The sequence below is a fragment of the Acidovorax sp. Leaf73 genome (assembly GCF_916855635.1).
Taxonomy (GTDB): domain Bacteria; phylum Pseudomonadota; class Gammaproteobacteria; order Burkholderiales; family Burkholderiaceae_C; genus Acidovorax; species Acidovorax facilis.
Map to the genome: position 1 here is coordinate 64,023 of NZ_CAKASI010000002.1, position 20,063 is coordinate 84,085.

At 64.9% G+C, this 20,063-nt stretch carries 18 protein-coding genes and 1 riboswitch; of the genes, 13 read left to right on the top strand and 5 right to left on the bottom strand.

The genetic code is table 11. The annotated features are described in order from the left end of the window. Nucleotides 1–2: 2 nt before the first annotated feature. Nucleotides 3–1,040: a PfkB family carbohydrate kinase gene (locus tag LPA35_RS06710; RefSeq protein WP_228896075.1), complete on the bottom strand. Its 1,038-nt coding sequence runs from the start codon at nucleotides 1,038–1,040 to the stop codon at nucleotides 3–5. A gap of 136 nt (nucleotides 1,041–1,176) precedes the next feature. Here LPA35_RS06710 and LPA35_RS06715 point away from each other — a divergent pair, with 136 nt between their 5' ends. The 5 genes from LPA35_RS06715 (at nucleotide 1,177) to LPA35_RS06735 (ending at nucleotide 5,842) form a co-directional block, all read left to right on the top strand. Next, nucleotides 1,177–2,190 (top strand): sugar ABC transporter substrate-binding protein, encoded by a 1,014-nt coding sequence (locus LPA35_RS06715; RefSeq protein WP_228896077.1) that lies wholly within the window; start codon nucleotides 1,177–1,179, stop codon nucleotides 2,188–2,190. A 165-nt stretch (nucleotides 2,191–2,355) separates the two neighbouring features. Continuing rightward, nucleotides 2,356–3,315 (top strand): ABC transporter permease, encoded by a 960-nt coding sequence (locus LPA35_RS06720; protein ID WP_055393070.1) that lies wholly within the window; start codon nucleotides 2,356–2,358, stop codon nucleotides 3,313–3,315. Between the two features lie 2 nt (nucleotides 3,316–3,317). Next, complete coding sequence (locus LPA35_RS06725; protein WP_218301639.1) at nucleotides 3,318–4,124, top strand: ATP-binding cassette domain-containing protein; 807 nt, start codon at nucleotides 3,318–3,320, stop codon at nucleotides 4,122–4,124. Between the two features lie 10 nt (nucleotides 4,125–4,134). After that, entirely contained in the window at nucleotides 4,135–4,587 is a 453-nt protein-coding gene (locus LPA35_RS06730; RefSeq protein ID WP_057270393.1) for an RbsD/FucU family protein, read from the top strand. A gap of 13 nt (nucleotides 4,588–4,600) precedes the next feature. After that, nucleotides 4,601–5,842, top strand: coding sequence for an ROK family transcriptional regulator (locus LPA35_RS06735; protein WP_228896079.1), 1,242 nt, complete (start codon nucleotides 4,601–4,603; stop codon nucleotides 5,840–5,842). A 111-nt stretch (nucleotides 5,843–5,953) separates the two neighbouring features. Here the strand turns inward: LPA35_RS06735 and LPA35_RS06740 are convergent, their stop codons facing one another. From LPA35_RS06740 to LPA35_RS06750, 3 genes are all read right to left on the bottom strand, one after another. Beyond that, nucleotides 5,954–6,757 (bottom strand): HAD-IIB family hydrolase, encoded by an 804-nt coding sequence (locus LPA35_RS06740; RefSeq protein ID WP_228896800.1) that lies wholly within the window; start codon nucleotides 6,755–6,757, stop codon nucleotides 5,954–5,956. A gap of 107 nt (nucleotides 6,758–6,864) precedes the next feature. Beyond that, nucleotides 6,865–8,328, bottom strand: coding sequence for a hypothetical protein (locus LPA35_RS06745; RefSeq protein ID WP_228896081.1), 1,464 nt, complete (start codon nucleotides 8,326–8,328; stop codon nucleotides 6,865–6,867). Nucleotides 8,329–8,697: 369 nt separating this feature from the next. Next, nucleotides 8,698–10,323 (bottom strand): peptide chain release factor 3, encoded by a 1,626-nt coding sequence (locus LPA35_RS06750; protein WP_228896083.1) that lies wholly within the window; start codon nucleotides 10,321–10,323, stop codon nucleotides 8,698–8,700. Nucleotides 10,324–10,990: 667 nt separating this feature from the next. Further along, nucleotides 10,991–11,070, top strand: a riboswitch (S-adenosyl-L-homocysteine riboswitch). 71 nt (nucleotides 11,071–11,141) lie between these two features. Here LPA35_RS06750 and ahcY point away from each other — a divergent pair. From ahcY to LPA35_RS06775, 5 genes are all read left to right on the top strand, one after another. Further along, a complete protein-coding gene (gene ahcY, locus LPA35_RS06755; protein WP_228896085.1) occupies nucleotides 11,142–12,575 on the top strand; it encodes an adenosylhomocysteinase in 1,434 nt (477 codons plus the stop codon). A gap of 148 nt (nucleotides 12,576–12,723) precedes the next feature. Then, nucleotides 12,724–13,722, top strand: coding sequence for a TlyA family RNA methyltransferase (locus LPA35_RS06760; RefSeq protein WP_228896088.1), 999 nt, complete (start codon nucleotides 12,724–12,726; stop codon nucleotides 13,720–13,722). Then, on the top strand, nucleotides 13,719–14,570 hold the full coding sequence (gene metF, locus LPA35_RS06765) for a methylenetetrahydrofolate reductase [NAD(P)H] (protein WP_121421226.1): 852 nt from the start codon (nucleotides 13,719–13,721) through the stop codon (nucleotides 14,568–14,570). The genes LPA35_RS06760 and metF overlap by 4 nt, the downstream gene beginning before the upstream one ends. Before the next feature lie 110 nt (nucleotides 14,571–14,680). Continuing rightward, nucleotides 14,681–15,244, top strand: coding sequence for a hypothetical protein (locus tag LPA35_RS06770; RefSeq protein WP_121422876.1), 564 nt, complete (start codon nucleotides 14,681–14,683; stop codon nucleotides 15,242–15,244). Next, a complete protein-coding gene (locus LPA35_RS06775) occupies nucleotides 15,210–15,785 on the top strand; it encodes a septal ring lytic transglycosylase RlpA family protein (RefSeq protein WP_228896090.1) in 576 nt (191 codons plus the stop codon). The genes LPA35_RS06770 and LPA35_RS06775 overlap by 35 nt, the downstream gene beginning before the upstream one ends. 48 nt (nucleotides 15,786–15,833) lie before the next feature. Here the strand turns inward: LPA35_RS06775 and LPA35_RS06780 are convergent, their stop codons facing one another. Further along, a complete protein-coding gene (locus tag LPA35_RS06780) occupies nucleotides 15,834–16,721 on the bottom strand; it encodes a 23S rRNA (adenine(2030)-N(6))-methyltransferase RlmJ (protein WP_228896092.1) in 888 nt (295 codons plus the stop codon). Between the two features lie 311 nt (nucleotides 16,722–17,032). Between LPA35_RS06780 and LPA35_RS06785 the strand changes: the two genes are divergently transcribed. The 3 genes from LPA35_RS06785 (at nucleotide 17,033) to rpsI (ending at nucleotide 20,012) form a co-directional block, all read left to right on the top strand. Then, a complete protein-coding gene (locus LPA35_RS06785) occupies nucleotides 17,033–18,982 on the top strand; it encodes a serine/threonine-protein kinase (protein WP_228896093.1) in 1,950 nt (649 codons plus the stop codon). A gap of 194 nt (nucleotides 18,983–19,176) precedes the next feature. Beyond that, nucleotides 19,177–19,608, top strand: a complete 432-nt coding sequence (rplM, locus tag LPA35_RS06790; RefSeq protein WP_008907237.1) for a 50S ribosomal protein L13 — start codon at nucleotides 19,177–19,179, stop codon at nucleotides 19,606–19,608. An 11-nt stretch (nucleotides 19,609–19,619) separates the two neighbouring features. Further along, a complete protein-coding gene (gene rpsI, locus LPA35_RS06795; RefSeq protein WP_005798582.1) occupies nucleotides 19,620–20,012 on the top strand; it encodes a 30S ribosomal protein S9 in 393 nt (130 codons plus the stop codon). Nucleotides 20,013–20,063 lie beyond the last annotated feature (51 nt).

Below are 20,063 nucleotides of genomic sequence, written 5' to 3' on the forward strand. Positions count from 1 at the left end.
GCTCAGCGCCGCAACGCCAGCCTTTCGCGCACTTCCTCGTAACGCGGCGGCGTGCAGCCCGCGCGCTCCACGCAGTGGCCGGCACTGGCCAGCGCGTGGAGCAGCATGGCGCGCAACCGGGCTTTGGTGACCGGAGCCGTCAAGCCCTCCGCACCTCTGGCCCGCGCTTCCTCCCCACGCTCAGGCCCTGCCAGCCAGGCGGTGATCAAACCCGCCAGAAAACAGTCGCCTGCGCCCACGGTGTCCACCACCGTGATCGGCGCTTCTTCGCGCGCATGCACGGCCAGGCCGTCGCGCTGCAGCAGCCAGGCACCTTCCGGCCCCAGCGTGAGCGCGAGCCATTGGGCCTGTGTTTGCTGCTGCAGATAGCGGGCGCGCTCCAATGCGTTGGCGCCCGGAACAGCCAGCGCCTCCAGGTCATCGTCGCTCACCTTGATGAGGTGGGCGTGCTGCAGGGCAGCCATCACGTTGGCGCGGTAGGCATCGGCATCGTCCACGGCCGACAGGCGCAGGTTGGCATCCACCACCACCATGCGGCCTGCTACGCGCTGCGCTGCCAGCCAGGGCTGGTAAACGGCAGCGTCCTGTGCCACTAGCGCCAGGCAGCCCGTGGCCACCACCAGCAAGTCGGGCAAAGCAGCGCAGGCGGCAATCAGCGCAGCGGCCGTCACCTGGCGGTCGGCCACGCCGTCGCGGTAGAAGCTGTAGCTGGCCTTGCCCTCGGCATCCAGTGCGGCCAGCGCCAGCGCGCTGGGCGCAAGCACCGGCGTGGGCGCTGCCAGGGCCACGCCCGCGTCGTGCAGGCCGCGTGCCAGTTGTCGCCCCAGCATGTCGCCCGACAGCGGGTTGAGGTACAGCGTGCCCACGCCCTGCAGGCCCAGCGCGCGCGTGAGGTTGTAGACCGCGCCGCCTGCGCAGGGCTTGAGGCGGCCATCGGGCTCTTCGATCAGGTCAAACAAGGCCTCGCCCGCCGTGGCCACGCGCAGCGGCGGTGCGGTGTGGGCGGGGCTGGAGTCGGGGGACTGGATAGGGAAAACCATAAGTAAATCCACTTGATTTATTAACTCGTCGGCCACTATAGTTCGATCCCATCCACCCGACAAGAGTGGTTCACCTGCCAGCCGCGCAGCACGGGGCCGACAGGAATCTGCCATCCCAACACCCGGAGACAACACCATGCAACGCACCCCCGCCTTTGCGCTTTCTGCCCTTGCCCTCACCGGCGCCCTGGCCTGTGGCCTGGCCCAGGCGCAGACGTCCGAGCCCGTCATCGGCCTCATCACCAAGACCGAGACCAACCCCTTCTTTGTGAAGATGAAAGAGGGCGCCACGGCCGAGGCCAAGAAGCTGGGTGCCAAGCTGGTGTCGGCCGCAGGCAAGACCGATGGCGACAACGCGGGCCAGGTCACGGCCATGGAGAACCTGATCGCCGCAGGTGCCAAGACCATCCTCATCACCCCCAGCGACGCCAAGGCCATCGTGCCCGCGATCAGAAAGGCGCAGGCGCGCGGCGTGATGGTGATTGCGCTCGACAGCCCCACCGAGCCCATGGATGCGACGGACGCGCTGTTTGCCACCGACAACTACAAGGCGGGCGAGCTGATCGGCCAGTACGCCAAGGCCGCCGCTGCAGGCAAGAAGCCTGTGATTGCCACGCTGGACCTGTTCCCCGGCCACCCCGTGGGCGCACAGCGGCACAACGGCTTCCTGAAGGGCTTTGGTCTGCAGGCCAACGATGCCAAGAGCAATGAGTTGTCGCGCCCCGCCGAAGTGGTCTGCATGGCCGACAGCTTTGGCGACCGCGCCAAGGGCCAGACCGGCATGGAAAACTGCTTGCAGAAGAACCCTGACATCAACATCGTCTACACCATCAACGAGCCCGCTGCCGCCGGTGCCTACAACGCGCTCAAGGCCGCAGGCAAGGAGAAGAACGTGCTCGTCGTCTCGGTGGACGGTGGCTGCGCAGGCATCGCCGACGTGGGCAAGGGAGTGATCGCCGCCACCAGCCAGCAGTACCCGCTGCGCATGGCCGCCATGGGCGTGGCGGCGGGCGTGGAATACGCCAAGACCGGCAAGAAGGTCAGCGGCTACACCGACACCGGCGTGACGCTGATCGCTGCCAAGCCCATGGCGGGCGTGGACAGCAAGGATGTGAAGACCGGCACCGACCTGTGCTGGGGCGCCAAGTAAGAGCCGTTCTCAAAACTCTTCTGGCGTCGTTGCTGCGTCTTGTCGTACTACCGTACTGCCTGCGACGCAGCGCCTAGCCAGAACCGCTTCGCTGAGTTTTGCGATCGGCTCCCAACCGTCAACTGCTTTCTGAGCGCCCCCTTTGTCCACCCGCACGGAGCCGCCATGTCCTCGACCGCTTCCAAACTACCGCCCCTGGCCACGCTGGGGCCGTTCATCGCGCTGATCCTGGCGTGCGCCTTTTTTGCCACGCAGAGCGAGCGTTTCCTGTCGGCGCAGAACTTCGCGCTCATCCTGCAGCAGGTCATGGTGGTGGCGGTGATCGCCATCGGCCAGACGCTGGTCATCCTCACGGCGGGCATTGATCTGTCGTGTGGCATGGTGATGGCTCTGGGCGGCATCGTGATGACCAAGATGGCGGCGGACTACGGCCTTTCGGCCCCCGTGGCGATTGCCTGCGGCATGGCGGTGACCATGCTGTTCGGCCTGATCAACGGCCTGCTGGTCACCAAGATCAAGCTGCCGCCCTTCATCGTCACGCTGGGTACGCTCAACATCGCGTTTGCCGCCACGCAGCTGTACTCGGGCGCGCAGACCATCACCGACATCCCGGCTGGCATGACCGCACTGGGCAACACCTTCCAGCTGGGGCAGACCGCCATCGTCTGGGGCGCGGTGCTCATGCTGGTGCTGTACCTCGTCACCTGGTTTGCGCTGCGCGAGACCGCGCCGGGCCGCCATGTCTACGCCGTGGGCAACAGCCCCGAGGCCACGCGCCTCACCGGTATTGCCACCGACAAGGTGCTGCTGGGCGTGTATGTGCTGGCGGGCCTGTTCTACGGCATCGCGTCGGTGCTGTCGGTGGCCCGCACTGGCGCGGGTGACCCGAACGCGGGCCAGACCGAAAACCTCGACGCCATCAGCGCCGTGGTGCTGGGCGGCACCAGTCTGTTTGGCGGGCGCGGCATGATTTTGGGCACGCTGGTGGGGGCGCTCATCGTGGGCGTGTTCCGCAATGGACTCACGCTGATGGGCGTGTCGTCGGTCTACCAGATCCTCGTCACCGGCATCCTCGTGATCCTGGCCGTGGCCACCGACCAACTCTCGCGCAAAGGAGTGCGTTGATCATGACCACCTCCCCACACACCACGAACGCCCCCCTGGTCATGCAGGCCAAGGGCCTGGTCAAGCGCTACGGGCAGGTCACCGCGTTGGATGGCGCCGACTTTGAACTGCGCGCCGGGGAGATCCTGGCTGTGATCGGCGACAACGGCGCGGGCAAATCGAGCCTCATCAAGGCGCTGTCGGGCGCCACCGTGCCCGACGAAGGCGAGATCCTGCTCGACGGCCAGCGCATCCAGTTCAAGAGCCCCATCGACGCACGCCGCGCGGGCATCGAAACCGTGTACCAGGACCTGGCCGTGGCCCCGGCCATGACCATTGCCGAGAACCTGTTTCTGGGCCGCGAACTGCGCCGCCCCGGACTGCTGGGCAGCGCGCTGCGCATGCTCGACAAGAAAAAGATGCTCGAAGAAAGCGTGGCCCGCATGGCCGAGCTGAAGGTCGGCATCCGCTCCATGACACAGGCGGTGGAGACACTCTCGGGCGGCCAGCGCCAGTGCGTGGCCGTGGCGCGCGCCGCAGCGTTTGCGCGCCATGTGGTCATCATGGATGAACCCACCGCCGCCCTCGGCGTGAAGGAGGGCAACATGGTGCTGGAGCTGATCCGCCGCGTACGCGACAAGGGCCTGCCCGTCATCCTCATCAGCCACAACATGCCCCATGTGTTCGAGATTGCCGACCGCATCCACATCGCCCGCCTGGGCAAGCGTGCGGCGGTGGTCAACCCCAAGAAGATCAGCATGAGCGACACCGTGGCCGTGATGACGGGCGCTATGGCGGCCACCGACCTGCCCGCTGAATGCCTTGCCTGAAGACGCTGCCATGCTCAAAAACATCGACCCGCTGCTGACCCCCGACCTGCTCAAGGTGCTGGCCGAGATGGGCCACGACGACGCCATCGTGCTGGCCGACGCCAACTTCACCGCCATGAGCCTGGGCGCGGGCAAGCCCGTGCTGCGCCTGCCCGGTATCGGCATGGCGCGCGCCGTGCAAGCGGTGGCCAGCGTGCTGCCGCTGGCGCAGGATGTGCCGCATCCTGTGGCCTACATGCAGGTGGGCGGCACCGAGGTGCCCTACCGCTCAGCCCTGCAGCGCGAAACCATGGACGTGCTGGCGCGCGAGGGCGTGGCCAGTGAGCAGGCCGAAGGCGTGGAGCGTTTTGCGTTCTACGAGCGCGTCAAAAAGGCCTATGCCATCGTCGTCACTGGCGAGCTGCAGCCCTGGGGCAACTTCCTGCTGCGCAAGGGCGTCATCGGCGACACTCTGAACGCCTGATCGTTTCATCACCATGCTGGACACCGACGCTTCTCCATCCGCCGTTGACAACGCTGCCGCCAGCCCCGCGCTGCTGCGCCAGCGCGGCTCCAACCACGTGGGGCTGCGCCAGTTCAACGAGCGCGTGGTGCTGCAGGCGCTGCGCACTCACGGCAGCCTCGCCAAGGCCGAGATGGCGCGGGTCACGGGCCTCACGGCGCAGACCATCGGGCTCATTACTGCGCGGCTCGATGAAGACCAGCTGCTGCGCCGCGAAGCCCCGGTGCGCGGCCGTGTGGGCCAGCCTTCGGTGCCCATTGGTCTCAACCCCGACGGCGCCTTTGCCATCGGCATCAAGATCGGCCGCCGCAGTGCCGACTGGCTGCTGGTGGACTTCACCGGCCATGTGCGCGAGCGCATCGTGCTCGACTACGCCTTCCCTGACATCGACGTGCTGTTGCCTGCGATCCGCACGCACCTGAACCAGCTGCTCGACGGCCTGGGCCCGCTGCGCTCGCGCGTGGTAGGGGTGGGCGTGGCCGCGCCGTTCCAGCTCGGCGGCTGGCACCGCATGCTGGGGCTGACCGAGGCGCAGTCCGAAGCCTGGAACAACATCGACCTGGCCGAGCAGGTGCAGCAGATGACCGAGCTGCCCGTGAGCTTTGCCAAGGACACCTCCGCCGCCTGCGTGGCCGAGCTGCTGCAGGGGCGCGGGCGCGACATCCCGAGTTTTCTGTACCTGTTCATGGACACCTTTGTGGGTGGCGGGCTGGTCATCAATTCGCACCTGCATCGCGGTCTGCATGGCAACGCGGGTGCGGTGGCCTCGCTGCCGCTGTCACCCGCCCAGCCGGGCCAGGCGCCCGCGCAGCTCATCAGCCAGGCCTCCCTGTGGGAGCTGGAGCAGCGCTTTCGCGAACACGGTCTCGACCCCATGGCCGCCTACGACAAGCGCGTGCTGCAGGCCCCGTGGCTGGAACACAGCCGGGGCTGGATCGCACGCGCGGCTGCGGGCTTGGCGCACTGCATCGTCTCGGCCACCGCGTTTTTGGATCTGGACGCCGTGGTGGTCGATGGTGCCGCCGCCCCCGAGCTGCTGCAGGCCCTGTGCGAGAGCGCCCGCCACGCGCTGGCCGACTACAACTGGGAAGGCCTGCACCAGCCCCCCCGGCTGGAGCTGGGCACCATGGGCTCGGACGCCCGCGCGCTGGGCGGAGCGCTGCTGCCCTTGCACGCCTGCTTTGCGCCAGATACGGACATCTTCCTCAAGGCCTGAGAAGGGCGTAGACTGTGAAGTTTTGCTATCAAAAATATAGCTATTTGCGCAAATCCATCAAGCGCTAGGCCGTATTTTTATTCAAATTTCTCGGCCAAGGCTGCTTCAGGCTCAGCTCCCGCCGCGATCCAGACCCGCCAGGATCGCCCGTGCCACTTCGGCAAACCCCGCGCCCCGTTCGCCCTGGGTCACATAACGCGGCAGGTGCTGCAGTTGTGGCACAAAGCGCGCGATGTTGGCCACGCCCACGCTGTGGGGGAAGTGCTCGAACATGAGCTGGTCGTTGGTCGAGTCGCCCACATACACCCAGCGGTCGATCTCCGCGTCGAGGTCGCGTCCCAGCAACTCGCGCACGATCCAGCGCGCGCCCTCCAGCTTGTTGTGCGCCCCGAACCAGCCGTTGATGTGGATGCTGCTCACGGTGGCGTTCATGCCTGCGGCGCGCAGGATCGCCACGCATTGGTCGATCCGTTCTTGGGGCAGGTGTGTGAACTCACTGTGGTCGATGGCGATGTCCGTTTCGCGTCCGGGCGAGTCGGTCGCGCGGCGGGCGCCAGGCACCCTGGCTTCGATGTCAGCCAGCACTTGCTGCATGCGGGCGAAATGGGCTGCGCGCGTGGCTGCATCCTGTTGATATCGTTTTAACAGCGCATCGCGCTTGTCCAGAGAGCGCTGCAGGGCCACAGCACCATTCTCGGCCACGATGGCATCCACAGGCCAGGCTGCCACAAAGGGCTCGCTCCAGCCTACGGGGCGACCCGTGATGGGGATCACGGCCAGTCCCCGGGCCTTGAGCGACTCCATCGCCTGCACCACGTGCGCAGGCACAACCCCCTCCGTGGTCAGCGTGTCGTCGATGTCGGTGAGCAGGCCGACGAGGCGGGCGGGAGGATTCCAGGTACTCAACGGAAGCATGGGGGAACGAGAAGGCATGGGGATGGCGAGAGGGGGCGTTGGTGAAAGTCGCGGAGGGCTGTCGCTCGGGCTTGCACCTTTTTCTGTGGACGAAGAGATGGCTGCTTCTAACGGACACTTTGGGCAGGTTGCCCACGCGCCAGGCTCGGGAGTTTTTCTGCGACCCTTTCGGGGGGCATGGGCACCATGTCCCCGCCACGGAACTCGAATAGCTGCAGGGTGGCCAAAGGGACCTGTTCCAGGCCACGGCCCATTTCGTCCACGACGTGCAAATCGCCTGGCTGCGGCTTTGGCGCAAACAGGTCGGCGGTGTTTCTGGCGCGGGTCAGTACAGAGCGTTTGTATCCATCATCGGTGCCTCCGAACTCTGGGACTACGAATATGGCCTGCCGCTCTTTGTCGAGCGACAGGGCAAAGCGGTACAGCGTGTCCCAATACGCCAGGTTAGGCCTGAGCGCCTGTTTCTCCTGCGCGTGCACACCTGCCAGGGCCGCAACAAGCGCTGCGCCTCCGACAAGGGCAAAAACCGGGCGCGTCTCTCGCGGCCAGATGACCGCCAGGCAGGCTGAAAACGCCACCCACGGCACGAACAGGTAGCGGTCCGGACTGTGAATTCCCGGAAAGGCCGTCAGCGGTATCAGCGGCAGCAGGACGATGCCCAAGGACACGAAGAACACAGGCGCATGGAGGCGGCGCTTCACAGCCGCAAGGCACAGAAGGCCGAGAAATACAACGGCAAGGATGTTGCCGGGCGGTTTGGAGCCGAGGAGCAATTTGGGAACCCGGAGCAACTGGCGCAGGGCCTCGCTGGCATCGAAAACTCCCTGGCTGTAGCCGCCCACGAGGCGCCCCAGTAGCAGGTAGCGCCACCCTATGTAGACCAGTGCAATCAGCACAAACGGTATCAGTGCGCGCACCCGTTGCGGCCACGTGCCCACGGGCAGGAAGGGCAAGAGGACGACCAGGGGTACATAGACTTCCTTGCAGGTAGTCGCCAGCAGGTAGGCCAGGGCCGACAGCCCCAGCCAGTATCCGCGCCCGCCTTTGAGATACCGGGTCCAGCCCAGTATCGACAGCATGGCGAACACGAAGCCGGTCGCATAGTGCCCATGCATCAGGCCCGCCGCGATGTGGGCAGTGGGCTTGCCAAGCAACAGCGCAACGGCGCCGATCAGCGCGGGCAGGGGCTCCACCCACTCTCGCAACACGGCATAGAACAACGCGGCTCCCAGCCCCACGAGCAGCAGCAAGTGCGCGTAGTGGCCAGTGGCGGCCATGCCGAACAAGCTCAGGTTGATGTCGTAGAACAGCAGGTTCCATGGAGCGACATTGGCGCTGGAGTGCCCCTGGGCAACGTGGGGCTCCAAGAAATATTGCCAGGGTGTGTATTGGGCGGCGTAGCTCAGGTGAGCGCCGTCATCCCAGCGCCAAGATCCCTGGAGTGATGCGCCATGCACCAGCAGGGTGAGCAGAGACAGAAGCAGTGTGGCGCTGAGACACTCGATCCAGGGATGGCGGTCGATGTGTTCGCGCAGCGCGTGGCGCGCGGCTTTCAATGCTGGAGCGTCCATTGCCAATGACGCAGGAAGTTGAGCGCTGCAGGCGTGTTGTGGCTAGGAGTGCGGGCGGCAGAAGGAGCATCGGCTGCAACGCGCGATAAACGGGTCCCGCGTGGTACCACCTCCTGCGCCCAGGGGCCCACCCTGGGCTTGTCGGTAGCACCACGCGATCCTCGGTTTTTGCACGTTTCGCTTCGATGCCTTCTGCTGCCCACACTCCTAGGCACATCACGCCCTCGGGTCCAAGTCTTCAGCAGCAGCAAGTCCGCACCGACCAGGGCCAGTGCGGAAATGGTGGAGCCTATGCAAGTCCTGGTGCAAAGCGGCGCCGCGGAGAAATTGATCGGCTGATTGCGCAAGAATTTCCCCCTCTTGTGCGGGCTATGCGCCCTGCAGCGCCAACCCCGCATGCTCGCGCAGCGGGTGGAAATGGATCTTCGGAAACCGCTCTTGCGCCAAGCGCACGTCATATGGGCTGGTGCACAGGTAGGCCAGCGTGTCTGCCGCGTCGTGCGCCAGCCGCAGCGGGTAGGCGTCGGTGAACGCGCGCAGGTCGGCCGCGTTGTCGGCGGTGATCCAGCGCGCGCCGGTGTACTGGCAGCCTTCCAGGCGCACGTCGGCGTCGTACTCGGCTTTGAGGCGGTGCTGCACCACTTCAAACTGGAGCTGGCCCACGGCGCCCAGCAGCATGTTGCCGCCTGCGTCGGGCTTGAAGACCTGGATCGCGCCTTCCTCGCCCAGCTGGGCCAGGCCCTGCTGGAGCTGTTTGGTGCGCAGTGGGTTCTTGAGCACCACGGTCATGAACATCTCGGGCGCGAAGAAGGGCAGGCCGGTGAACTGCAGGTTGGCACCATCGGTGATGGTGTCGCCCAGCTGCACGCCGCCGTGGGTGGTGAAGCCGATGATGTCGCCTGCGTAGGCTTCTTCGACGGCCTCGCGGCGTTGCGACATGAAGGTCACCACGCTGGTGGGGCGCAGCTCCTTGGAGGTGCGCTGCACCTTGAGCTTCATGCCCGGCATGTACTTGCCCGAGGCCACACGCACAAAGGCGATGCGGTCGCGGTGGTTGGCATCCATGTTGGCCTGCACCTTGAACACCACCCCGGCAAAGCCTTCGTCTTCGGGCTGGATGGTCTTCACGACGGGCTGCTTGTTGACTTCGAGCGTGCTCACGCGCGGGCCGGGGGGAGGGGCCATGTCCACCAGGGCGTCCAGCACTTCCATCACCCCGAAGTTGTTCACGCCGGAGCCGAAGAACACGGGGGTGAGCTTGCCAGCCAGGAAGGCTTCATGGTCCCACGCGGGCGATGCGCCCACGGCCAGTTCCATGCTCTCCAGCGCGGCGTCGAACTCGGCGCCAAAGCGTGCGCGCAGAGTCGCCTCGTCCGACAAGGGGATGGCTTCAAAGTCCTGCGGGCGGCGTTCGCTGCCGGACTCGAACACCGTCATGGTCTTGGTGCGCAGGTTGATGATGCCGCCAAAGCTCTTGCCCTGGCCCACGGGCCAGGTCATGGGGCAGCAGGGCATGCCCAGCTCGCGCTCCACCTCGTCCATGATGTCCAGTGGGTCGCGCACTTCGCGGTCCATCTTGTTCACGAAGGTGATGATGGGCGTATCGCGCTGGCGGCAAACCTCGATCAGGCGGCGGGTCTGTGCTTCCACACCGTTGGCGGCGTCGATCACCATCAGCGCCGAGTCCACGGCGGTGAGCACGCGGTAGGTGTCTTCCGAGAAGTCCTTGTGACCGGGCGTGTCGAGCAGGTTGATCACGTGCTCGCGGTACAGCATCTGCATCACCGAGCTGGCCACCGAGATGCCGCGCTGCTTTTCGATTTCCATCCAGTCGGAGGTGGCGTGGCGGCTGGCCTTGCGACCCTTGACGGCGCCCGCGATCTGGATTGCACCCGAGAACAGCAGCAGCTTTTCCGTCAGCGTCGTCTTACCGGCGTCGGGGTGGGAAATGATGGCAAAGGTACGGCGGCGCCGGGTTTCGGGGGCGTAAGACACAGAGGTTCCGGGGCGAGTAGTTGAAGTAGCGACTGTTGCATGAACCCGAAGGGGCTGTAGCAAACCAGGGTTTGACGCTGAGGGGGCTGAATTTTACCGGCGTGGTTGCTTCAGGGATTTTGCGTGCCGCCGGGTGGGTGGCTGGAGGCGTCGGTGGCGCATCGCACAGAGATGGTCCAAAACTGAGCCTCTGGGACGTAGGACGTTACATGGATCGACGGCTCAGGGCAGGGCTGGGTTTGAATGGTGTGGTCGCAAAAGTAGAGGCAAAAGCCGCCAGGATTGCCCTGGTAAACAATTCTGCGGACTTGCCCCGAGGCGGGGCTGGCCAGCCCCGTAGCTCCCGGAGCATCTAGGGCCGGTTGCCGAAACGACGCTTTGAACGCGTGTCGGCCGGCAATTGCCGCTTGTGCGCATTCCACGACATCCCGTGGGTCTTTCCTGGTGGAGGTTTGGCCACAGTCCACCGCGTTGTCGTCGGCGGCGTTGGCGATGGCCCAGCGAAAGCGCGCTTCAGTCCAGTGGCTGAAAAGCACCGGATAGGCGATCAGCACTAGCAGAGCCGATGTAAATAGGAGCCAGCGCGTTGGTGCTTTCATCGAAGGACGACAAAGTGGTGGGGCGCTAGTTTGCCTGAGCGCAATCGCACTGACTGTTTATAATCCGCCGATCCGAGGAGCGTTGCAGCGTCCCCAGCACAGGCGGGGCGTGAGGCTCGGAGTCATCTAGCAACGACGCTCATCCACTTCTCGTGTGGTGAGCTTTTTCACTCCCGCGACCAGTGGTTTTTCAAACATGCTTTGGAGCAAGAAACCATCATGAACGCACGCGTCAACGCCCCGGTCAACACCGACTGCATCATTGCCGACATCGGCCTGGCCGCATGGGGCCGCAAAGAAATCCGCATCGCCGAAACGGAGATGCCCGGCCTGATGGCCATCCGCGAGGAGTTCGCCGCCAAGCAGGCGCTTAAGGGCGCCCGCATCACCGGCAGCTTGCACATGACGATCCAGACCGCCGTGCTGATCGAGACGCTGCAGGCACTGGGTGCTGAAGTGCGCTGGGCATCGTGCAACATCTTCTCCACCCAAGACCACGCCGCCGCCGCCATTGCTGCCGCCGGTACGCCCGTGTTTGCCATCAAGGGCGAGACCCTGGCCGAATACTGGGACTACACCCACCGCATTTTTGACTTTGGCCCCGCCGGCACCGAAGGCGAAGGCCCCAACCTGATCCTGGACGACGGCGGCGATGCCACGCTGCTGATGCACCTGGGCAAGCGCGCCGAAAAGGACGCATCGCTGATCGCCAACCCCACCAGCGAAGAAGAGACCTGCCTGTTTGCCTCCATCAAGGCCAAGCTGGCTGAGGACCCGACCTGGTACAGCCGCAAGAGCGCCCAGATCATCGGCGTGACCGAAGAAACCACCACCGGCGTGCACCGCTTGAAGGAAATGTCGGCCAAGGGCTCGCTGATGTTCCGCGCCATCAACGTGAACGACTCGGTGACCAAGAGCAAGTTCGACAACCTGTACGGCTGCCGCGAGTCGCTGGTGGACGGCATCAAGCGCGCCACCGACGTGATGATTGCCGGCAAGGTGGCCTGCGTGGCCGGCTACGGCGACGTGGGCAAGGGCAGCGCCCAGGCACTGCGCGCCCTCTCCGCCCAGGTGTGGGTGACCGAGATCGACCCCATCAACGCCCTGCAGGCCGCGATGGAAGGCTACAAGGTCGTGACGATGGAATACGCCGCCGACAAGGCCGACATCTTCGTGACCACCACGGGCAACAAGGACGTGATCACGCACGACCACATGAAGGCCATGAAGGACCAGGCCATCGTCTGCAACATCGGCCATTTCGACAACGAAATCCAGGTCGCGACGCTGGAGCAGTACGAGTGGGAAGAGATCAAGCCCCAGGTGGACCACGTGATCTTCCCGGACGGCAAGCGCATCATCCTGCTGGCCAAGGGCCGCCTGGTGAACCTGGGCTGCGGCACGGGCCACCCGAGCTTTGTGATGTCGTCGAGCTTTGCCAACCAGACCATTGCCCAGATCGAGCTGTTCACCCACAGCGACTACTACGAAAACGGCAAGGTCTACGTGTTGCCCAAGCACCTGGACGAAAAGGTGGCCCGTCTGCACCTCAAGAAGGTGGGCGCCATGTTGACCGAGCTGACCGACGAGCAGGCCGCCTACATTGGCGTGCCCAAGCAAGGCCCGTACAAGCCGGACACCTACCGCTATTGATCCCGCGCCCCAGGCGCATTGCGCGCCTTGGCGGCGTGCCGCCGGGGCGCTGGTGGATCACTGCATCGTGGTTGCTACTATTGTGATAGCTGCTTGCGCTTTGTGGATAAGCGCTGGAGGCTGATTTGACTGTTAAAGGATGAGCGCCATGCGTGCAGATGTATTTTTGGTGGAAGCGGGCCATGCGGCCACGCGCTCGCAAGCGCAGCGGCTGATTGCTGCGGGCGTGGAGTGGCGTCTGTCACCCCTGGCGCCCTGGCAGAAGGTGACCAAGAACGGCGATGACATCCCGTCCGTGGCCGAGGTGAAGCTGCTGGACGATGCCGAGGCCAAGTACATCTCGCGCGGCGGCCTCAAGCTGGAAGGCGCCTTGTTGGCCACGGGGCTGTCCGTGGCCGGGCTGCGCTGCCTGGATGTGGGGCAGAGCACCGGCGGCTTTACCGATTGCCTGCTGCAGCAGGGCGCAGCGCAGGTCATCGGTGTGGACGTGGGCCATGGCCAGCTGCACGAGCGGCTGCGCAGCGATCTGCGTGTGGTCTGCGTGGAGGGCGTGAACGCGCGCTCGCTGACCGCCCAGGCGCTGCAGGAAGCCTGCGAGCTGGCGCTCTCTGAAGTCGTCGAAGCCGACGAAGATAACGAAACCCAGCCCGAGGCGCCCTACAGCTGGATGCGCAACGGCGGCCTGGTGGACGAAGCCTACGACGATAGCGGCGACGCCAAGGACCAGGACATCGAAGCCTTCAAGTCCGAGCGCGCCCAGCGCGCCGAAGCCCGCGCGCAGGGCACACTGCCCGTCCAGCGCAGACGCCGCGCCGAATGCGCGGGGGTGGACACGACACCGGCGTTCGACCTGGTGACGGGAGACCTGTCCTTCATCTCGCTGACCCTGGTGCTGCCCGCCATCGCCGCATTCCTGCGCCCTGACGGCCACCTGCTCATGCTGGTCAAGCCGCAGTTTGAACTGCAGCCCGGCCAGGTTGGCAAGGGCGGTGTGGTGCGGGATGCCGCCCTGTATGCCGTGGTGGAAAAACGCATCCGCGACTGCTGCGCCGAACTGGGTCTGGCCGTGCAGGCCTGGCTCGACAGCCCCATCCAGGGCGGCGACGGCAACCATGAATTTTTTGTTTATGCGAGGAGGGCACCATGATTGCTGCCAATGCCCAGGGCACTGGTTTTCCGGTGAGTTTCGAATTTTTTCCACCCAAGACGCCCGAAGGTGCGGACAAGCTGCGGGCTGCGCGCCAGCAGCTGTATGCGCTGCACCCGGATTTCTGCTCGGTGACCTACGGCGCCGGTGGCTCCACGCAGGAGGGCACTTTCGGCACGGTGCGCGAAATCCTGGCCGAAGGTGTGAGCGCCGCCTCGCACTTCTCGTGCATTGGTGCCACACGCCAGTCCGTGCGCGAGCAGCTCGCCACGCTCAAGGCCATGGGCGTCAAGCGCCTGGTGGCGCTGCGCGGCGATTTGCCGAGCGGCTACGGCGCGGGCGGGGAGTTTCAGTACGCCAGTGACTTGGTGGCCTTCATCCGCGCGGAGACGGGCCGGGATTTCCACATCGAAGTGGCCGCCTACCCCGAGGTGCATCCCCAGGCCAAGTCGCCCGAGGCAGACCTGAACGCCTACATCGCCAAGGTGCAGGCGGGTGCGGACTCGGCCATCACCCAGTATTTCTACAACAGCGATGCGTATTTCCGCTTTGTGGAAGATACACAGCGCCTGGGCGCCAACGTGCCTGTGGTGCCGGGCATCATGCCCATCGGAAGCTCCACGCAGCTGATGCGTTTCTCGGACGCCTGCGGTGCCGAGATTCCCCGTTGGATACGCCTGCGCCTGCAGGCGTTTGGCGACGACACGGCCAGCATCAAGGCCTTTGGGCTGGATGTGGTGACCGATCTGTGTGACCAGCTGCGCAGCGCGGGCGTGCCCGCACTGCATTTCTACACCATGAACCAGAGTGCGGCCACTCTGGAAATCTGCCGCCGCCTGGGGATCTGACGACCACGGCTTGGCTACCATTAGCACTTTGCAACATTTGCAGGGGGATGGTGGTCATGGAACGAGCTGGGGTGGCGGTATGGTGTGCGCTGTGTGTGTGGGTGTTGGGCATGTCGGGCGTTCAGGCGCAGACCCGCTACCACTGCCGGGACGATAGCGGGAACACCTTTGTCCTGTCGCGGCCATGTCCTGACGGTGCCCGCACCACAGCCGCTGTGGCGGGGCCTGCCCCGGCGCAATATTCATCGCCACGTTATGACAGCTATTCGCCGGTGCGGTCATCGCCCGAAACCCCGGACCACCATCAGTATCTGAGCGCGCGCTGCCGGGCCCTGGATGAAAACATCCGGGGAGCGTATGGCCGGGGCATCAAGGCCGATGTGGTGGAAGGAATGCGGCGCGAATACCGGCGCGATTGCCGGGAGGAGGAGCAGGATGCGTACTCACGGCTTTCGGCGGAGCGCCGCCACCGCGACAAGCAGCGCCGGGAAGACGAAAAGTCTGCCCAGGTCGCAGCACAGGCTTCCAGGGAGCAGCAGGAGCGGCACGCCCAGCAATGCGCCGAGTCTCGCCGCATTCTTACCAACAAACGCGCCAGAACGGATTTGACGGATGGAGAGAAAAACGATCTGCGACGGTTTGAGGAAGCATTTTTGGAGCGCTGCAAGCGCTAGCGCCCACCTGCGGCTGCTGCCCCTGCTGGTTGCGGCCTACTGTGCGTGGTTGCCTGCTGCGCAGGCAGAGGGGGCCGGTAACACGGCAGAGCCCTCCACCCCGAATGCCGTGGATGCCGCGTTGGCCGAGGCGGGGCTGCTGGATGAGGAGGTGCAACCTCTTGGTGAGCCCATTGACGCTCCATGGGCTGCGCCTTCGGGGGAGTCTGGCCGGTACGAGGTGGCGCCAGAGACCGGACTCGCGTCCTGGTACGGGCCTGGGTTTCACCGGCGCAAGACAGCCAGTGGTGAGCGGTTTGACATGCACGCAATGACAGCTGCGCACCCCACCCTGGCCTTTGGCACATTCATCTGTGTGCGCAGCCAGATCACGGGCCGAGGGGTTGTGGTGCGCGTGAATGACCGGGGGCCCCATGCGCGGGGCCGGATCGTGGACTTGAGCCGCGCTGCAGCCATTGCCCTGGGGCTGCACGGTCTGGGGCTCAAGCCGGTGGAGGTGTTTCCTGTGGCCAATGGAGAATCGACCTGCCCTGAAGAGTGAGGACGTGGGGGCGGATGGGCCGTAAGAACGACCCGCCACTTGGACGCATCAGCCGCCTGATTCCAGGGTGTGCGTGGCGTGTTTGTCCTGGGCCAGCAATTCCACCATTTGTGGCAGTGCGGTTTTGAGCGCGGCCTTCAGGGTGAAGGGCGGGTTGATCAGAAACATGCCACTGGCTGGCAAGCCTGGGCGCTTGACGTCGCCAGCAGCGTTTTCGGTGAGCTTGCTGTTCTTGACGGTCAGCGTGGCATGCAGCCAGCTTTTGCCTGCCTTGGTGGCCAGGGTCTTGAGACGGCGAGGCAGGTCGTGCGCCTCGGGGCGCGGGATGATGGGGTACCAAAAGGCGTACGTGCCGGTGGCAAAGCGCTTGAGCGAATCCGCCGCCACATCGAGCACCTTGGCATAGTCGCTCTTGATTTCATAGCTGGGATCGCACAGCACCAAAGCGCGGCGGGCCGGTGGAGGCAGGAATTTCTTGATCCCTTCGAACCCGTCTTCGTGCAGCACGGCCACCTGGCGGCCTGCTTCGAGCTGGGCCACGTTGCCCGCCAGGGCGCGCAGGTCGGTGGGATGCAGCTCAAAGAGCTTGAGCTTGTCGTGGTCGCGCAACAGGCGCTGGGTGATGAACGGGGAGCCTGGGTAAACCCGCAGCGTGTTGCCCTGGTTGAAGGCACGGACCATGTCCACATAGGCCTGCAGGGCCGGCGTGAGGGTTGGGGCCGTGGGGGCAAACAGGCGGACGATGCCGTCTGCAGCTTCGCCGCTGGTGCTGGCGTAGTCGCCATCGAGCCGGTAGAGGCCCGCGCCCGCATGCGTGTCCAGCACGGTGAGGGCCGCGTCTTTCTCGGTAAGGTGTTGCAAGGCGGCGATCAAGACCGTGTGCTTGAGCACATCGGCATGGTTGCCTGCGTGGAAGGCGTGGCGATAACTGAACATGGCTCTATGGTAACGAGTGCGCCCTGTCGCCTCACTGGGCCGGGTCGAGGGGTGGCTGCACTGGGTGGCGGGCACCAGACGCCGGTTCATGGTTCCATGCGAATTTGTCATGGGCTGGGGGCGGCAATGAACCATGGCGCGGCACAATCGGCGTATCTCTGACCAGGGTGTGTAACTTTTTTGGCAGACGGGAAGCCTTTTGTTTCTGTAGCGCGTGCTGGCATGCTTCATGATTGCGTTTGGAGCGGTGTTGGCACCCGTTCACCCACAATATCTGTCGAAACAAGCCCGCACGCCACACCCTTTCCACCATGATCGCAAGTTCCAGCCAAGCCCCAGCCAGCGGTGTCAGCCATGTGGATGCGCTGCCGCCAGGCACCCGCCTCGCTGAGTTCGAGATCCTTGCGCTCCTGGGGGTTGGCGGGTTTGGCATGGTCTACAAAGCCTTTGACCACTCCCTGCACCGGGCCGTGGCGATCAAGGAATACATGCCTTCGGCGCTGGCGGGGCGTGCGCAGGGCCAGTCGCTCTGGGTGAGATCCTCGTCGGACCAACAGACCTTCCAGGCCGGGTTGGCCTCTTTTGTGGGTGAGGCGCGCCTGCTGGCGCAGTTTGACCACCCTTCGCTGGTCAAGGTGTTCCGCTTCTGGGAGGCGAACAACACCGCCTACATGGTCATGCCCCTCTACAGCGGTATGACCTTCAAGCAGGCCCGTGCCCAGATGCGCACCCCGCCGCCCGAGATCTGGCTGCGCAAGGTGCTGTGGTCAGTGCTGGGTGCCCTGCGGGTGCTCCATGACGGTAAGACCCTGCATCGGGATATTTCGCCCGACAACATTTTTCTGCAGGACATCGGCCCCCCGGTGCTGCTCGACCTGGGCGCTGCCCGGCACGCGATCAACGACCAGGACCGCAAACACACCGCCGTCCTCAAGGTCAACTACGCGCCCATAGAGCAATATTCCGATGGCGACGAGGATTTGCGCCAGGGCCCGTGGAGCGACCTGTATTCCCTGGCTGCGGTGGTGCATGGCTGCTTGTGCAACGACACGCCGCTGCCTGCCACGTTGCGCTCCATCCGCGATCGCATGGTGTCGTTCTCCCGCGTGGCCAGAACCGTCAAGCGCCAGTTTGGCGTGGAGTATTCCGCGCCTTTCGTGGCGGCGATCGCGCAGTCGCTGGCGCTCAAGCCGGAGGACCGGCCGCAGAGCATCGACGCGTTCCTGCAGCTCATGGAGATGACGTCCGCGCCGGAGGGGAGCGAGCACTTCGACTTCCGGAACGACCTGGGGGATATCTGGGTGGAGCCTGCCGATCAGCCGGGCCCGGGCTTGGTAACGCCTACGGTGGATGTGACCTCAGCACCCAGCATCGTGGCAGAGATGCACGCCCAGGCGCAACGCGCCACCGGGAACGGAGTGGCCCACGATGCCGGAGGGCGTGCCACTCCCGCGGGCGAAGCGAATGTTGGCGGAGACACCGTGATGCTGGGCGGCCCGGACACTGTGGCTGCCGATGCGGGTGATACGGTCTTCATCGACGCAGGAGACACGGTGGTGGTCGATGACTCCCGCTACGACGATCCTGCGGGCGGCCACCAGCCGGGGAACACCACCCGCCATGCGTCCGACCATCGGCCACAGCCATTGGAGCGGGAGATCGCCCGCCCCCACGGCAAGGCGGTGAAAACCACGCGGCGCTCGCCGGTTCTGGTGTGGCTCGGGGTGGCTGTGGTGGCCGTGGTGGTTTCTGCCGCCGGCCTGCGCTGGGCCCAGAGCAGCAAGGCGCCGCAGGACGACATCATCACCGAGATGGCAGAGCCGCCCGCAGCGCCGCCGCCTGCAGTGATGGAGACGGCGCTGCAGGACCCGGCCGCAGCGGCCTCTGCTGCTGTGGACGGCGCTGCGAGCGATACGGTGGCTGCTGCATCCATGCCTGCGCCAGCACTTGTCCCTGCTTCTGCTCCGCGCGCCCCCACTCGTGCGCGACGGGCCGCCCCTGAGCCGGCTCCGACCCCGATCGTGGTGCATGAGGAGCCGCCCCCGCCACCGCCCCCCGTGGTGACCGAGCCCAAGCCTCGCCCGCCACCACCGCGTGTGCCCAGCCCGCAAGAGGCCTGTGCAGATGCCAATTTCCTCGCACGCCCCATGTGCATCCACCAGGAATGCCAGAAGCCATCCCAGGCCAACCAGCCCATCTGCGTGGAGAACCGCCGCCGCTACGAAGCCGACGAGCAGCGCCGCCGGCAGACCCCCAATTAGCCGTGGGTGAGGGGGCCGTGGGCTGCTTTCCGGCTACGGGCTTGCGCCACAGGCCTGCAAATTCGTATAATCGCGGGCTTCGCAGCGCTTTTGTGGTCCCGCGGCGAAGACTTTACGCCACCTAAGAGGCTTCCTTCAGAGAAGCACCGACCGTGGAAAAGGACCCACCAAACCCTCTTTTGAAGAGAAAACTCATGACTACTACTTTCAGCGCAAAGCCCGCTGAGGTTGTGCACGAGTGGTTTGTGATTGACGCGACCGACAAGGTCCTCGGACGAGTAGCCAGCGAAGTTGCTCTCCGTTTGCGCGGCAAACACAAGGCCATTTACACGCCTCACGTCGATACCGGTGACTTCATCGTCATCATCAACGCCGCCCAGCTCAAGGTCACCGGCACCAAGTCCCTGGACAAGGTGTACTACCGCCACTCGGGTTACCCCGGCGGTATCACGGCCACGAACTTCCGCGACATGCAAGCCAAGCACCCCGGCCGCGCGCTGGAAAAGGCTGTCAAGGGCATGCTGCCCAAGGGCCCCCTTGGCTACGCGATGATCAAGAAACTCAAGGTGTACGGTGGTGCTGAGCATCCCCACACCGCCCAGCAGCCCAAAGTGCTGGAAATCTAAGGAGCCTTGAGATGATTGGTGAATGGAACAATGGCACCGGCCGTCGCAAGTCCAGCGTCGCCCGCGTGTTTCTGAAAAAAGGCTCCGGCAAGATCACGGTGAACGGCAAGGACATCCAGTCCTACTTCGGCCGCGAAACCTCGATCATGATTGCCAAGCAACCCCTGGCGTTGACCAACCATGTCGAAACCTTCGACATCCAGATCAACGTGCACGGTGGTGGTGAATCCGGCCAGGCTGGCGCTGCCCGCCACGGTATCACCCGTGCTTTGATCGACTACGACGCATCCCTCAAGCCCGTCCTGAGCCAAGCTGGCTTCGTGACGCGTGATGCCCGTGAAGTCGAGCGTAAGAAGGTCGGTCTGCATTCCGCACGCCGCGCCAAGCAGTTCTCCAAGCGTTAAGCTGGTTGGGCTCTGGAGGGATGGCGGCTTTTGGGCTGGCATCCTTCTCCC

Coding starts and splice junctions, on each gene's coding strand:
- LPA35_RS06715 (WP_228896077.1), top strand. CDS start 1,177: ATGCAACGCACCCCCGCCTTTGCGCTTTCTGCCCTTGCCCTCACCGGC.
- LPA35_RS06725 (WP_218301639.1), top strand. CDS start 3,318: ATGACCACCTCCCCACACACCACGAACGCCCCCCTGGTCATGCAGGCC.
- LPA35_RS06745 (WP_228896081.1), bottom strand. CDS start 8,328: ATGGACGCTCCAGCATTGAAAGCCGCGCGCCACGCGCTGCGCGAACAC.
- ahcY (WP_228896085.1), top strand. CDS start 11,142: ATGAACGCACGCGTCAACGCCCCGGTCAACACCGACTGCATCATTGCC.
- rplM (WP_008907237.1), top strand. CDS start 19,177: ATGACTACTACTTTCAGCGCAAAGCCCGCTGAGGTTGTGCACGAGTGG.
- LPA35_RS06780 (WP_228896092.1), bottom strand. CDS start 16,721: ATGTTCAGTTATCGCCACGCCTTCCACGCAGGCAACCATGCCGATGTG.
- metF (WP_121421226.1), top strand. CDS start 13,719: ATGATTGCTGCCAATGCCCAGGGCACTGGTTTTCCGGTGAGTTTCGAA.
- LPA35_RS06740 (WP_228896800.1), bottom strand. CDS start 6,757: ATGCTTCCGTTGAGTACCTGGAATCCTCCCGCCCGCCTCGTCGGCCTG.
- LPA35_RS06735 (WP_228896079.1), top strand. CDS start 4,601: ATGCTGGACACCGACGCTTCTCCATCCGCCGTTGACAACGCTGCCGCC.
- rpsI (WP_005798582.1), top strand. CDS start 19,620: ATGATTGGTGAATGGAACAATGGCACCGGCCGTCGCAAGTCCAGCGTC.
- LPA35_RS06710 (WP_228896075.1), bottom strand. CDS start 1,040: ATGGTTTTCCCTATCCAGTCCCCCGACTCCAGCCCCGCCCACACCGCA.
- LPA35_RS06730 (WP_057270393.1), top strand. CDS start 4,135: ATGCTCAAAAACATCGACCCGCTGCTGACCCCCGACCTGCTCAAGGTG.
- LPA35_RS06760 (WP_228896088.1), top strand. CDS start 12,724: ATGCGTGCAGATGTATTTTTGGTGGAAGCGGGCCATGCGGCCACGCGC.
- LPA35_RS06785 (WP_228896093.1), top strand. CDS start 17,033: ATGATCGCAAGTTCCAGCCAAGCCCCAGCCAGCGGTGTCAGCCATGTG.
- LPA35_RS06770 (WP_121422876.1), top strand. CDS start 14,681: ATGTCGGGCGTTCAGGCGCAGACCCGCTACCACTGCCGGGACGATAGC.
- LPA35_RS06720 (WP_055393070.1), top strand. CDS start 2,356: ATGTCCTCGACCGCTTCCAAACTACCGCCCCTGGCCACGCTGGGGCCG.